We start from the raw sequence: 12,710 nt of genomic DNA, 5'->3' as shown, positions 1-12,710 counted from the left end.
GCCTCATCGAGCCGTGCCATCCGGCCTGGCGCTTGTTTGTTGGGTCCTTTACAACACGTTCGTCGAACGGCAGCCTGAGTACTCCGGCGGATTTCTTACACTCGGCTTCGGACCTGCCCTCATCCTGTTCGGGCTTGGCTGGCTTGTAACGGCATTTCGCGGCCGTTCGGACGGATCGGATGGGCGTAGCTAAGCCACAACTCAAGCTTTAGGTCTCCATGGACGATATCCCGCAAATCGAGGCAAGGTTCTGCCCGACCTATCAGGAACGCCTTCTTGCCGAGTGGCAGCTACTTGTTGGATCACCGACGACACTTCTCGCGGGCATTGCTTTTCCCGCCGCCGGCCTATGGCTATTGGTACTTCTGTTCCAGCATCCGGATTTGTCTTCGGCATGGTCGCTCCTGGTCGGCCTCGCTTGTTTCGCCTTCACACCGTTCTTTTTCTTCTTGAACAGCTACCGGGCCCAGCGCACAAGCGTGAAGAACGGCCCATTTACCTACGCCTTTGACGCCGAGGGTGTCCACGTATCGACACCTCTGGCGCGGTCAAGCCACCTCTGGCCTGCAATCACGCGTGTCCGGGCGACGAGGGGGATGCTTTTCATCTACTTCAGCAAACGGTGTGCCCACTTCGTACCCCTGCGCGCCTTGCCCGCTTCAGATGCAGTCGTTGCAATCCAGAATCTGGCTAGCGCCGGCGGGGCATCACGGGTGGGGGCCTGAATCCATGCGGAATGCCGCACAATCTGTAGTCATGGCGGATCATTGAGGCAATCCTCGACGCACACGGCAGTGCCGACAGCGGCTGGCTTCAGAGAGTCTCACAGACCGTAGGGCCGAAACCGCTTCGCGACGCGGCTTGACTCAAGCACCAGGGCTTAAGCGGGGAAAACAAATGGCACGCCACGATTTCGAAGAGCTTTATTCGCTGTTCCCGGCGGTCATCGCGGAGATGTCACCGTCCTTCACCAGCCATGAGTTCATTCTCCGGCTTGCTCAACGCAACCAGCCCGCTTATGTCCGGGCCTTGGCAGCTTACTGTGAAAGCTTCGAGCCGTTCCTCAGCGTCCATCAGCAACTCTCGCGTCAGCTCAACGAGCACTCTGACCTCGTTGAGGCAACTGGCTCTGTGCCCAGCCAAGACATCTTTGGTAAATCCAACTCTTGTCGGAGTTGGCGCAGGGTGCGGACCTGACAGTTGATTCAAGCTAGAGCCGAAGCCACTTTGCATGATCGCCATCAATCAAAGAACCAGAGACATCATCTTCCGCGCCGGCATCGCGCTCTTCCTTGCCGGTGCAGCGCTCGTGTGCTGGGCGTTTCAGCGCTTCGATGACTTGCCCAACTATCTGCGCATTGCCATCCTCATCCCAGCGGTGAGCTCCTATGCAATGCTGCGCATCGATCAGTACCGTAACTGGGACTCCGTCAAGGGCCTTGACCGCGGTCGCGCAATCGGCGCGCTGATTGCGCCTCCATTGCTCCTGCTGGGTTCCCTCGTTTGGCTTATTACTGCGCCAGGTGTTCGCGGCTAAGCCTTCCAGCTTGCCGGGCATATTGGTTCCCTTGAGGCCGTAGTGCGGCTTAAGCTTGCGGCAGCGGGCATCCCGGGGGCGGGGCCTGGTAATTCATTCAAGCCGAAGGCGCGTCGCGACATGTCTCGCGTGGATGCAGGGGGGCAGTAATGCAGCTGCAGCAGGAACTATCCGCGTTCTACGCCAAGCACGGCTTTGGACAGGACGTTGGCGCCCGGCCGCTCACGGTCCCGGTCTATACCGGATGCCTCCTTGTCCCGTTGCCCAACATCGAGACGCGGCATCGCTACCTGAAGTATCACGATCTCCATCACCTGGTTACGCGCTACAGCGTGGGCCGGATCGGCGAGGGGGAGGTAAGTGCGTGGGAGCTGGGCACCGGGTCGCTTCTGGCTTCGCCCACGCTTGCCTTCATGAACCTCATTGCCTTGTCTACTGGCCTGGTCCTGGAGCCTGGGAGGATGTGGCGGGCGTTTGTTCGTGGCAGCAGGAGCAGGAACCTGTATTCGCGCAGTACCCGCTCCAAGGTCGACGCGGGAGAGTGGCTGGATGTTTCCCAGCTGCGCGCGGCCACGCTTGAGGTTGGCCGACCCAGCCGGATGGTGCTGGCGGCGCGTTCCATCGAGTTTGGCTGCTACGCGGCGACAGCCCTGGTCATTCATGCCGTGATTGCTGGCCCCGCACTCGTCGCTCGCCTCATAACCGACATCGGCCTGGGCTACAGCTTCTTTCAGGTCATCAAGCCAAAGAAGCGCAATGACCTGTTCTGATCAGTGCAGCAGCCATCAACCTTCAGTCCCCGTGATCCCCGAAGACGTCAGAACTGAGATTCTCCAGCGGCTCCGCAATGTCGAGGCGGAGCATGGCGTGCGCATCCTGCTTGCAGTCGAGTCTGGCAGCAGGGCTTGGGGCTTTGCCTCCCCCAACAGCGACTACGACGTCCGCTTCATCTATATGCGCAATCCGGAGTGGTACCAGGCGGTCGACCTCGAGGAGCGCCGTGATGTCATCGAGTACCCGATCGTGGATGACATCGACCTCAACGGCTGGGATGTGAGGAAGGCGCTGAGGCTGTTCTGGAAATCCAATCCGGCGTTCGTGGAGTGGATCCAGTCTCCTGTCACCTACATCAATGAGAGTCTGTTCCGTGGAGCGGCGCTTGCATTGCTGCCGGAAATCTACTCTCCCGAGAAGGGTATCTACCATTACAGGAGCATGGCCAAGACCAACTACCGGGGATATCTCCGGGAGTCTGTTGTTCGGCTGAAGAAGTACTTCTATGTGCTCAGGCCGCTGTTGGCGGCACGGTGGATTGCCAGGACGGGCAGTGCTGCTCCCATTGAGTTCGAGACGCTTCTCACACAGCTGCTCGAAGAGCCTGACGTGCTTTCCGAAGTGCGGCAGCTGCTGGAGCAGAAGAGAAACGCTCCAGAGTTGGGCCTCGCCCCGGCTGTCCCAACTCTCAATGCGTTCATCGAGGCGGAACTCGCGGGCGCCCCGTCCAACGTTCCGCAGAGGTCACGTGATCCCCAAGTGGTCGATCAACTCAACGACCTGTTTCACCGCGTCCTTCGAGAACACGGGGCCCACGTGCCGTGACCAAGCGTCGCGTGACCATCGTTGGTGACTACGGCGAGCACATAGCTGCCGTATACCTCCCCGTCGAGACCTCGGACCTTGAAGGCGGGGATCTGGATGGCCTGTCCGCCTCCTGCATCTCTACATTGCGCGGTCGAAGTTTTTCCGGATCGAGTCTCTACTGGGCATCTCTTGCCGGGTCTGACCTCACCGGCTGCAACTTCTCGGGCGCGGATCTCCGCGGCGCCAGCCTGGAGCGAGCCCTGTTGATAGGAGCCGACCTGTCCGGAGCGAACTTGGGGCTGGACAACCTGGGGGGCCCCACCCGGCTGCACGGCGCAGACCTGAGCGACGCCAAACTTGCGGGCGCCGACCTGGCAGGTGCTGAGTACGACTCAAGCACGCGCTTTCCAGATGGTTTCGATCCGGACCTTGCGGGCATGATCGATGCCGGCTAACCAGAATGAAGGAAGGCTCACGGGCTGGCTCTGCCTTTCGACAGGCGCCTATTTTGCGGCGGCGGCCTTGAGTTGTGCCGCGTCGCTGTATGGCATCACTGACTTCCCAGACGATCATCGCGGCGAATGGGCACCCATTACCGTTCCTCTCCTGATCCTGCTGGCTGTCGCGTCTGGCATCTTCGGCTGGCGCCGCCTGGCGCGGTTTCGTTACAGGCCGTGGCAAATTGCTGCTGCAGCAGTCGGCGTGCTGGCCATGTCGCTACTGTGGCTAACCTGGCGGTTCGCACATGCTGCCGCCTAGAACCCACCTCCGCTTGACTCGTGAGGCGCGATGAAAGCACCCCCACTACCGATAGCGTTGCTCGCACTTGCCCAGGCCGTGTTCGGCCTCTTCGTGGCCGCAGGCCTTGCGTACTTCCTGGCCACGTCAGGCTTCGTCGGCATCGGCGAGGTTCCTACCTGGGCCCTGCCAGTCGGATGCCTGGCCGCCCTGTCCTGCGTTGCGTCTGCGGTCCAGCTCTGGCGACTGAAATGGTCAGGACCGATCAGCTTTCTGATCCTCTGGCTGCTCCCGTTTGTTGGGTCCCTGCCATTCGCAACCGTCGCTGAGATCATCCGGGACGCCAGCTACATCGAGGGCCGGCTTTCCTTCCTTCTGGTGTATGCAGTGATCGTGTTCGAGTTTCGCGGGCTGTTCGCGCCCATCGGTTCACTTAGGGCGAAGCCGCTTCGCGGCTCGGCATAACCCAGGCGTATGAAGGTCGCTGGCCTCTTGGGTTTGCTCCTCCTCATTTCGACGTTCCCGGCCACGGGAACTGATGTCGCTGCGAGCGAGGCATTGGCGGCTGCACGGGCAAAATGGAACGCTTCGGCGATCCACAGCTATGAGATCCGGTTCCGGGATGAGGCCTGCTTCTGCCTGTTCGGGCCGTACTACGGGCCGATCCGTAACGTGGTGGTTCGAGGAAAACTGCACGTCTCCTACTACGAGGGCGAGCGCAGGGATGGCTACTCGCATGGCCGCAGGGTCCATATCGCCAGCAACCTGCGGGCGACTGTCGAGGATGTTTTTTCCAGGGTTGAAAGCCTGCTGGCCACAGCTCCCGAAGGCGCCTATCGCGTGGAGTACGACCCGACGTATGGCTTCCCTGTGCTTGTGGATTTCGATGACCCGGCCATGGATGACGAGCAGTGGCGGCTGGTTGCGGATGGCTTCAAGCCGATGAGCGCAAGACGCTAGGCGCCTACCCATGCTGCCTGGCGACAACCCGACGCATCCACTTCGCGTGGCCGCGCCAATTCATTCCACCCGAAGCCGCTTCGCGGCTCGACTTGATTCAGGCGTCAGGTGCCAATGACAAAGTCATTCCCGGTCCTGGTTCTCTTGCAGATCTGCGCTCCGGCATTGCTTTACCTGCTTGTCGGGGTGTTCAACGGGCGAACCACAGGCATCCAGTACCTGCTGCCGAACTATCTGTTCATGGCCGCTCCTCATCTGCTGGTAGCCCTTCTGGCCCTATGGCCACGTGCCCGCCGTCCCGCACTCCTTTGGATCTTGTCGGGTCTCAATGTCCTGCTCGTCGCGTTCCAGCTGTGGGTGCTGTTCGCCGTGCCCGTGCGGGAGTCTGGTCTGGCCTGGGTCTTCTACATCCCGCTTTGGGGATTGGCCCTTTCTGTCTGTGCTGTTGCGTGGGTCGTGACTGACTTAGTCAGGCGACGCTCAAGTTAGGAGTTCCTTATGCAACCTTTCTCGGTCCCTCGCGGTGTCATCCTCACGATAGCGGCGATATACGCGATCCTGCTTGCTACCTGGCTGCTCTTTACCGGTGACCTTGGCTCGCTGGATTGGGTCACGCTTTCGTTCTCATTGGCCATCGCCACCACTTTCACGTCGTTTGCGGTGGCATTTTCGGCTTTGCTAAGGTTCCTGGGATCGCAACACCCCGCCTGGCTCAATCGCGGACAGGCTGGCTACGTTGCGGTGGCTGGATTGCTGGTCCAATCGTTGCTGGCAGGGGTGTTCACCATCATCGGAGTTTGGCCGCATAAGGACCTTTGGTTCTTGGGCGTTGTTCCGTTCCTGTGGCAGGGCGGAACGCGATGAGAACACTGGTACTGGGCGGTTATGGGAACTTCGGCGCGCGGATCTGCCGCGCCCTTGCGGGCGACACGACCATCGCTCTGCTGGTGGCCGGCCGTAACCGCGACCAGGCGCAGCGGCTCGTCGATGCACTGGGTGGCACCGCCAGCGCGGTGGCCGTCGACTTCACTGCACCGGACTTCGCGCAGACGCTCAGGCAACTGGATGTCGGCCTGGTCTTGCACGCGGCCGGGCCGTTCCAGAAGCAGTCGTATGCGGTGGCCCATGCCGCTGCCGAGGCTGGCGCGCACTACATCGACCTGGCCGATGGCCGGCGCTTCGTCTGCGATTTTCCGGCGGCGCTGCGGGCTCGGTTCGAGGCGTCCGGGTGCGTCGGCATCACCGGTGCGAGCACGGTTCCGGCGCTGTCGTCGGCGGTGGTCGAGCATTTGTGCGCTGGTTGGACTGCGATCGATTCGGTCGACATCTGCATCGCGCCGGCGCAAACCGCGCCGCGCGGGAAGGCAACGCTTGCAGCGGTGCTCAGTTACTGCGGCGAGCCGATCCGGATCTGGCGCGATGGCGGTTGGACGCAGGCGCCCGGCTGGGCCAGTCCCGAGCGCATCGACTTCCTGCGCATGCGCCCGCGCATCGGCGCGCTGTGCGACATCCCCGACCTGGAACTCTTTCCCACGCACTACGCCGTGCGCGAACGGGTGATGTTCCGGGCTGCGCTCGAAGTCGGCTTCACCCAGCGCGCGTTCGCTGCGCTGGCGTGGCTTCGTTCACGCGGCCTGCTGCGCAGACCCGAGCGCCTGGCGGGGCTGTTGAATCGCACCGCCGTCGCATTCGACTTCCTGGGCACGGCGCTGGGTGGGATGGTTGTCCGCGTCGAAGGTGTCGATGGCCAAGGGCGCCCTGCCCGTCGCGCCTGGCACATCGCCGCCGGCAACGATCATGGCCCGGAGATTCCGTGCATGCCGGCGATCCTGCTGGCGCGACAGCTGGCCGCTGGCGCGGCGATGCCGGCCGGTGCTTTCACCGCCACTGGCCTGCTGGCGCTGGCGCAGTTCCAGGGCGAGTTCGCACGTTGGGGCATGGTGACCGACATCGTCGATGAAGCCGGCGTGCCAGACCGAGAACCCGTCACGGACGCAGCTGCCGCATGACCACCTACCTGCTGGTGAAGTGGATCCACATCCTGTCGAGCGTCGTGCTGGTCGGCACGGGATTCGGCACGGCCTTCTACCTGTTCTTCGGCAATCGCAGCGGCAACGTGCAGGCGCAGGCAGTGGTCGCCAGGCTGGTGGTGCGGGCCGACTGGTGGTTCACCACTCCCGCGGTGCTGATCCAGCCCGCCAGTGGTTTCCTCATGGCGCACCTGGCAGGCTGGCCGCTGGCGACGCCGTGGCTGTCGCTGTCGATCGCCCTCTATCTGGTCACCGGCGCGCTGTGGTTGCCGGTGGTCTGGCTACAGGTGCGGATGGCGGCCATGGCCACGTCTGCTGCCGAAGGCGGCCATGCGCTGCCAGCCCGCTACTGGCGCTACGCGAAATGGTGGGAGGCGCTGGGCTACCCCGCATTCGCCGCGATGCTGGCGGTGTTCTACCTGATGGTGGCCAAGCCGGCGGTGTGGTCGCAGCTGCTGCCCTGATCCTTCGGCGCCAGGCCGCCGGGTTCCATCGCGATTTCCGCGGTTTCGTCGGAGGTCTGGCCGCTTCGTCGCATGCCGGTTGCGTGTCGCGCGCCCGGGTCGCAACGTAGCGCCTTCTGTCAGCCGTTGGGAGACCGGGTTATGAAGACCCTGATAGGCGTGGTTGCCTGGTGCATCCTGTTTGTCCTTTGCTGGCCGCTGGCCCTGCTGGCACTGGTGTTGTGGCCCATCGCTTGGCTGCTTACCCTGCCGTTCCGCCTGGTGGGCATCACGTTCTCTGCCCTGTTCGCGTTCGTGCAGGCCATTCTTTTCCTGCCGGCCCGCCTCCTTGGCTGGCGCCCCGAGTCAACGCACGGTCAGCGCGCGGCCGCGGCCTGACTCCGGAGAGCCCCACGTGAAGAAGCAGACACCGCTGTTTGCCGCCGTGATTGCGCTTGCCGCATCAGGCGCATCCTTCGCTTCCGGTTCGAACAGCGCGGCAGGGACGAAGCCGGCTGCCGATCCGTTGTTCGACAACATCTCGGCGCTCGATACCGAGGTGTTCGCCGCGTTCAACACCTGCAGCGAGCCAGGCCAGTTGCAGAAGCATGCGAGCTACTTCGCCCCGGACGTCGAGTTCTACCACGACACCGGCGGCGTCACCTGGTCGCGGCAGGAGATGCTGGCCAGCACCGAGAAGTACGTGTGCGGACATTTTCGCCGCGAACTGGTGCCGGGCACGCTCAAGGTCTATCCGATCAAGGATTTCGGCGCCATCGAACAGGGCACGCATCGCTTCTGCCAGTTCGACACGGGCAAGTGCGAGGGCCTGGCCGAGTTCGTGATCGTGTGGAACAACGACAACGGCAAGTGGCAGATCACGCGCGTGCTCAGTTACGGGCACCGCCCCAACAAATAGCCGCGTGAACATGGGCTTCAACAGCCAAGGGTGACAATCCACCACCCAGGCTTCGGAGCACCAGGATGACGTACGAGGGAAGCTGCCATTGCGGCCGCGTGGCGTTCGAAGTGGAAGGCACCATCGACAGCGGCCTGTCCTGTAACTGCTCCATGTGCGGCCGCAAGGGGTCGCTGCTCTGGTTCGTGCCACGCGACCAGATGCGGCTGACCACGCCCGAGGATGCGGCGAGCACCTACATGTTCAACAAGCACGTGATCAAGCACCGCTTCTGCCCGGTGTGCGGCATCCACGCCTACGGCGAAGGTGTCGACCCGAAGGGCAACCCGATCGCTGCGATCAACCTGCGCTGCCTCGAGGGCATCGACCTGGCTGCCATCCCGGTGCACGAGTACGACGGCAAGTCGAAGTAAGGCTGATCGAAAACGGGGTCAGAGTACCTTTCTTCGCCGCTCGGACCGTCGCCGAGGCGTCAGTACTTCCTGAGGAAAAAGGTACTCTGACCCCGTTTTTAGATCAGGCGCGACGGCCGAGGCGCGAGCGCTCCAGCCACCACAACGCTGCGCTCGCCAGCAGCCAGGCCAGCCACCACGGCCAGCGCTCGCCGGGGTGGCCCGGCACTGTCCCTGCCGTCGCCGCTGCAATTGCGGAGCTGGCAGCCGGGCGCGAGGTGGCTTCGCGTGTCTCACCTGCGCGCAGGCCCGGCGCGGCCGTGGGTGCACGAACGAAGAACGACAACGTCTGCTCGCCAGAGCGCAGCTGGTGCCAGCCGGCTTGGCGTGGCCAGAACGCGGCGCAGTTGCGCGGGCCGGTAGCGGGGTCGCGCAGCAGCGCGACGGTGTCACCGGCCGGCGTCCGCATGTTTGCCGCAGCGCCGAGCGCGCACAGGGCGATTCGCTCGTACTGGCGTGCGTCGCCTTCGATGGTCAGGTCGTTGCGGGCCTGCGCGCGGCCGATCGTGGCCAGCGCGTTGCTCCACATTTCCCCGTGCAGGTCGTCACGGCCGGCGAGCACCAGGCGGTAGCTGTCGGTCATCGTCCACAGCGCGATGCGTCCGCGACCTTGCGCACGCCATGCGCTCATCCAGGTCCCAGCGTCGTCGCGCAGCAGCGGCACGGCATCGCCTGGCTGGAAGCGCAGGTCGCGGCGCGTCAGTGTGGGAATGTCCGGCAATGCCGCGTCGTGCGACTTCGGTGCATCCGGCGTGCCGGGACCGATGCGGGCGCGGGTGGCATCTTCGTCGCGTGCGGTCTGGGCGAGCTTCACCGTTGCTGAATCGCTGCCGCCGGCAACTGCGAAACCGAGCGCCTGCAGGCGGCGGCGTTCGATCGGCGACGGCGCGGCGGTGACGCGCAGCAGCACGCCGAGGCCGTTGTTGATCGCATCATTGAGTGCGGCGCGCTGGCTGTCGCCGAGTGCGGACCAGGCGCGCTCGTCCAGGATCACCAGGTCGAAGCGGCCGAGGTTGGCAGCGTTGATCGCAACCGGCGCGTCGCCGAGTTGCCTGCCGCCACCCACGGAGATCTGCGTCTGCAGCGTGATCCCGGCATCGCGCGCCCAGCGGCGCAGGTACTTCACTTCGGGGCCGGGTGCACCGGCCATCAGCAGCACGCGCGGCGGCGTCGCGGCAGTCGCTTGCAGGGGCAGCTCGACGTCTTCGACGATAGCTTGCTTCGCATCGCGCAGGCGGACGGTGAAGCTCGCCGTACCCGCGACGCGCGGGCTTGCGGTCAACGTGAAGCGGCCGTCAGCCGGCAGTGCGACGCGATCGACGCGACGGCGACCCGGGTCGATCAGCTCGGCCGAGCCTGCACGCAGGTCGTTTGCGCGCCCGGCGACGACGAAGTCCGCACCCGCGACCACCTGGCGTGGCGCCTGCAATTCGACCAGTCCGCGCGGCAGCGGGTTGGCGCTGAAATCCACGGCCAGGCCCTGCAAGGAATCGCGATCGCGAGCCACGAGGCCTGCGCCGACGATGCGCACACGGCGGGTGCCGGGGTGTTGGCGCAGCGCCGTCGCCAGATCGGGAACGCGCTCGACATCAGCCAGCACCGGTGCCTCGGGCAAGGCGACAAACGCCTCGCCACCGCGACCCCCACCCAACTGCGCCGCCGTCGAGCCAGCCGTAGCGACCACCAGCGTGCCGGCTTCACCCGGCAGCGAAGGCGGCACCAGCGCGAAGTACAGCAATGTCGCGCACACGGGTTGTGCCAGCAGCAACAGCGCAAGGCGCCACCCGCGTGAGCGTTGCGCCGGTGGCGCGCGCCATTGGCGGTGCAGCAATCGCGCTGACGCGACCACCACCGCGACGGTGAGCAGGGCGCCGACCAGCAGCGGCAGGTTGAAGGCGGCCGCGGTCACTGGGGTGCCTCCTGGCGCAGCGCTTCCAGGTAGCGGCGGCCGGCGGCGTCACCGGCATCGCGGCGTGGCACGGCCGTGGCCGGGCGCGGCAACAGTGGCCACAGCAATGCACGCAGGTCGGCGCGGCATGTCACGCAATCCGGGTCGGCGCGCAGCGCTTCGATTGCTGCAACGAACGCGAGCGGGTCCGCCAGTCGCGATTCGTGCTCGCGCAACCACCGCTCCAGCGCGGTGAAGTCGATCGGCGCGGCGGGCACCTGCGCTGCGTCCAGAGAAGCCCATAGCGCCGCCAGCGTCGGGTCGGCGATGTCGGCCGCCACCAGCGCGTCATTGCGATTCGCCAAGCCCGCACGATCGCCGCTCATGCGGCGGCTCTCGTCGATCGGTGGCAGCTCCGGGCCGACGCGTGCCAGGTAGATGCGCGTGGCCTGCTGCACCTGCTTGATGAAACGCAGCGCGCGGTACGCATACGGCAGCGCGAGTTCGGGATGGCCCTGGCGCAGGTGGCCTTCGGATTGCCACATTTCATCGAGGGCCGACTTGAGGATCTTGCGCGTGTCCGGATCGAGCAGCGTGGCCGCTTCGGCGTGGTCGTGGGTGTGGCCGTACTCTTCGAGCACCGCACCTTCCTCGCCGAACTTCCCTGCCCCGCCCGCGTCGGCGTGGCCGTGCTCGTCCTCCGGTGCCGTGGCGGTGTCGTCGGCGCCATGGGTGTCGTCGGCATCGTTGGTCGGCGGCGGCTTGGGTTCGCCCTCGGCTTCTTCGCCAAGGAACTGGCCGTAGCGCATTCGCAGGATGCGCTGGTCCACACCGATCGCGTCGCTGCGCTTCACGTAGCTGTCTGCCTCGAGCTTGCGCTTCTCCTTCAGCAGCGCCTCGGCGTCGATGATGATCTGGCGCTGGCTGCGGAAGTACGCCGGCAGCACCTTCTTGACCATGCCTTCCAGGCCGGTGGTCTCGGTGCCCAGGTCGGACGGCCAGCGCAGGATCAGGCTGGCGCTGCGTGCCGTCTGCGCATTCGGCGTGCGGTTGTCGTTGACGCTCAGCTGCACGATCAGGTCGTCACCGGCGGCGAGGCCGAGCGCGGCCAGGTCGAGGCGGTGGGCAAAGCGCTTGACCGTCGCGCTGCCGCTGCCGCCTATGGTCATCGACTGCTCGCGGAAGGTGATGTTCTCGCCGCTGCCCTGCGCCAGGGTGATGCGCAGTGTGGCGCTGGATGCAACGCCGTAGTCGTCGCTGCCTTCGAACGCGAGCGCCCAGCTGCGCTGCCCCTGTGTCATCAGGCTCAGGCTGCGATCGGGTTCGAGCACGCGCAGTTGCGGGGCGCGGTCGGGGATGGCATCGAGGCGGTGCAGCGTCGCCGGCTGCAGCGGCGGAGCGCCGTCCACGACGATCCGGTACAACGCCGAGCGGGCGAGCACGTCACTGCCGCGCCAGTCGTCGCCGTCCCGGGTGAGCTTCAAGCGGCGGCCGTCGTGGAAGACCAGCGCCGCCGAAGTCGGCTGCGGTGCGAAGCGGATCGTCCATTGCAGGCGCGTTCCCTGCGGCACCTTGGCGTCGAGGGTGGCGTCATCGCGTGCGGGCTGGCGCGTGTAACCGGGCGGCGTGATCTGCAGGCGTTGCTGGACGATGCTGGTCTGCGTTGGCGCGGCGGGCGTGACGCCGACGCTGGACAGCACGTCGTCGAAGGTCGCGCCGGGGCGCGCGGGCCAAAGCAGGATCGCCGCGATCGCGACGGCGCCGACGCCGGTGCCGATGGCATGCGCGCGCGCCGACCATTGCGGGCGCAGGTCTGGCGGCGGCGCGTTCTCGATGCGCTGCTGCAGGCGACCCAGTTGCAGGCGCTCCAGGCCGGTCATGGTGGCGGTCGGTGCGAACAGCAGGTCGGTGCTGTCGTCCATGTCGGCACGGCGGGCATCGAGCTCGCGGACCAGCCAGCGCGTGTCGAGTTTGCGTGCGCCGTGGAAGGCGAATGCCGCGGTTGCTGCGGCCGCAATCACCAGCACGGTCAGCGCAACTGCGATACCACCCAGGCGCCACGCCAGTGCGACAGCGACCAGCAGCCACGGCAGGCAACGCAATGCCGCATCGAGGCCGTGACGCCAGCGTGCCTGCTGCAGCGCGCGTTGCAGGACGGTCAT

18 protein-coding genes are annotated in these 12,710 nt (G+C 65.2%); 16 read left to right on the top strand and 2 right to left on the bottom strand.

Annotated features, from left to right (window positions below; all coding sequences use genetic code 11):
* Positions 1 to 218: 218 nt before the first annotated feature.
* The 16 genes from ACFOPO_RS06560 (at position 219) to ACFOPO_RS06485 (ending at position 8,621) form a co-directional block, all read left to right on the top strand.
* Complete coding sequence (locus ACFOPO_RS06560; protein ID WP_386702125.1) at positions 219 to 725, top strand: YcxB family protein; 507 nt, start codon at positions 219 to 221, stop codon at positions 723 to 725.
* A 172-nt stretch (positions 726 to 897) separates the two neighbouring features.
* Positions 898 to 1,197, top strand: coding sequence for a hypothetical protein (locus tag ACFOPO_RS06555; RefSeq protein ID WP_386702123.1), 300 nt, complete (start codon positions 898 to 900; stop codon positions 1,195 to 1,197).
* Between the two features lie 34 nt (positions 1,198 to 1,231).
* Complete coding sequence (locus ACFOPO_RS06550; protein WP_386702121.1) at positions 1,232 to 1,537, top strand: hypothetical protein; 306 nt, start codon at positions 1,232 to 1,234, stop codon at positions 1,535 to 1,537.
* Between the two features lie 149 nt (positions 1,538 to 1,686).
* The gene (locus tag ACFOPO_RS06545; RefSeq protein ID WP_386702119.1) at positions 1,687 to 2,307 is read left to right on the top strand and encodes a hypothetical protein; all 621 of its coding nucleotides are present in this window, start codon (positions 1,687 to 1,689) and stop codon (positions 2,305 to 2,307) included.
* A 31-nt stretch (positions 2,308 to 2,338) separates the two neighbouring features.
* Positions 2,339 to 3,136 (top strand): DNA polymerase beta superfamily protein, encoded by a 798-nt coding sequence (locus tag ACFOPO_RS06540; protein ID WP_386702117.1) that lies wholly within the window; start codon positions 2,339 to 2,341, stop codon positions 3,134 to 3,136.
* A gap of 11 nt (positions 3,137 to 3,147) precedes the next feature.
* Positions 3,148 to 3,573, top strand: coding sequence for a pentapeptide repeat-containing protein (locus tag ACFOPO_RS06535; RefSeq protein ID WP_386702115.1), 426 nt, complete (start codon positions 3,148 to 3,150; stop codon positions 3,571 to 3,573).
* Positions 3,563 to 3,877, top strand: coding sequence for a hypothetical protein (locus ACFOPO_RS06530; RefSeq protein ID WP_386702113.1), 315 nt, complete (start codon positions 3,563 to 3,565; stop codon positions 3,875 to 3,877). Before ACFOPO_RS06535 ends, ACFOPO_RS06530 begins: the two co-directional genes overlap by 11 nt.
* Before the next feature lie 30 nt (positions 3,878 to 3,907).
* Entirely contained in the window at positions 3,908 to 4,321 is a 414-nt protein-coding gene (locus tag ACFOPO_RS06525; protein ID WP_386702111.1) for a hypothetical protein, read from the top strand.
* Between the two features lie 9 nt (positions 4,322 to 4,330).
* Positions 4,331 to 4,816, top strand: coding sequence for a DUF6174 domain-containing protein (locus tag ACFOPO_RS06520; RefSeq protein WP_386702109.1), 486 nt, complete (start codon positions 4,331 to 4,333; stop codon positions 4,814 to 4,816).
* Positions 4,817 to 4,930: 114 nt separating this feature from the next.
* Positions 4,931 to 5,305, top strand: a complete 375-nt coding sequence (locus ACFOPO_RS06515; RefSeq protein WP_386702107.1) for a hypothetical protein — start codon at positions 4,931 to 4,933, stop codon at positions 5,303 to 5,305.
* Positions 5,306 to 5,314: 9 nt separating this feature from the next.
* Complete coding sequence (locus ACFOPO_RS06510; protein WP_386702105.1) at positions 5,315 to 5,680, top strand: hypothetical protein; 366 nt, start codon at positions 5,315 to 5,317, stop codon at positions 5,678 to 5,680.
* Entirely contained in the window at positions 5,677 to 6,825 is a 1,149-nt protein-coding gene (locus ACFOPO_RS06505) for a saccharopine dehydrogenase family protein (RefSeq protein WP_386702103.1), read from the top strand. Before ACFOPO_RS06510 ends, ACFOPO_RS06505 begins: the two co-directional genes overlap by 4 nt.
* The gene (locus ACFOPO_RS06500) at positions 6,822 to 7,310 is read left to right on the top strand and encodes a DUF2269 family protein (protein ID WP_386702101.1); all 489 of its coding nucleotides are present in this window, start codon (positions 6,822 to 6,824) and stop codon (positions 7,308 to 7,310) included. The genes ACFOPO_RS06505 and ACFOPO_RS06500 overlap by 4 nt, the downstream gene beginning before the upstream one ends.
* Before the next feature lie 141 nt (positions 7,311 to 7,451).
* Positions 7,452 to 7,688, top strand: a complete 237-nt coding sequence (locus ACFOPO_RS06495) for a hypothetical protein (protein WP_386702099.1) — start codon at positions 7,452 to 7,454, stop codon at positions 7,686 to 7,688.
* A gap of 16 nt (positions 7,689 to 7,704) precedes the next feature.
* Positions 7,705 to 8,208, top strand: coding sequence for a nuclear transport factor 2 family protein (locus ACFOPO_RS06490; RefSeq protein WP_386702097.1), 504 nt, complete (start codon positions 7,705 to 7,707; stop codon positions 8,206 to 8,208).
* Positions 8,209 to 8,273: 65 nt separating this feature from the next.
* Positions 8,274 to 8,621: a GFA family protein gene (locus tag ACFOPO_RS06485; protein ID WP_386702095.1), complete on the top strand. Its 348-nt coding sequence runs from the start codon at positions 8,274 to 8,276 to the stop codon at positions 8,619 to 8,621.
* 103 nt (positions 8,622 to 8,724) lie between these two features.
* Here ACFOPO_RS06485 and ACFOPO_RS06480 read toward each other — a convergent pair whose 3' ends face one another.
* Together ACFOPO_RS06480 and ACFOPO_RS06475 are read right to left on the bottom strand one after the other, a co-directional pair.
* The gene (locus ACFOPO_RS06480) at positions 8,725 to 10,569 is read right to left on the bottom strand and encodes a carboxypeptidase regulatory-like domain-containing protein (RefSeq protein WP_386702093.1); all 1,845 of its coding nucleotides are present in this window, start codon (positions 10,567 to 10,569) and stop codon (positions 8,725 to 8,727) included.
* Positions 10,566 to 12,710: a hypothetical protein gene (locus ACFOPO_RS06475; RefSeq protein ID WP_386702676.1), complete on the bottom strand. Its 2,145-nt coding sequence runs from the start codon at positions 12,708 to 12,710 to the stop codon at positions 10,566 to 10,568. Before ACFOPO_RS06475 ends, ACFOPO_RS06480 begins: the two co-directional genes overlap by 4 nt.

Source organism: Lysobacter sp. GCM10012299 (assembly GCF_042649405.1).
Classification (GTDB): domain Bacteria; phylum Pseudomonadota; class Gammaproteobacteria; order Xanthomonadales; family Xanthomonadaceae; genus Lysobacter_J.
This window is presented reverse-complemented; position numbering and strand designations above follow the sequence as displayed.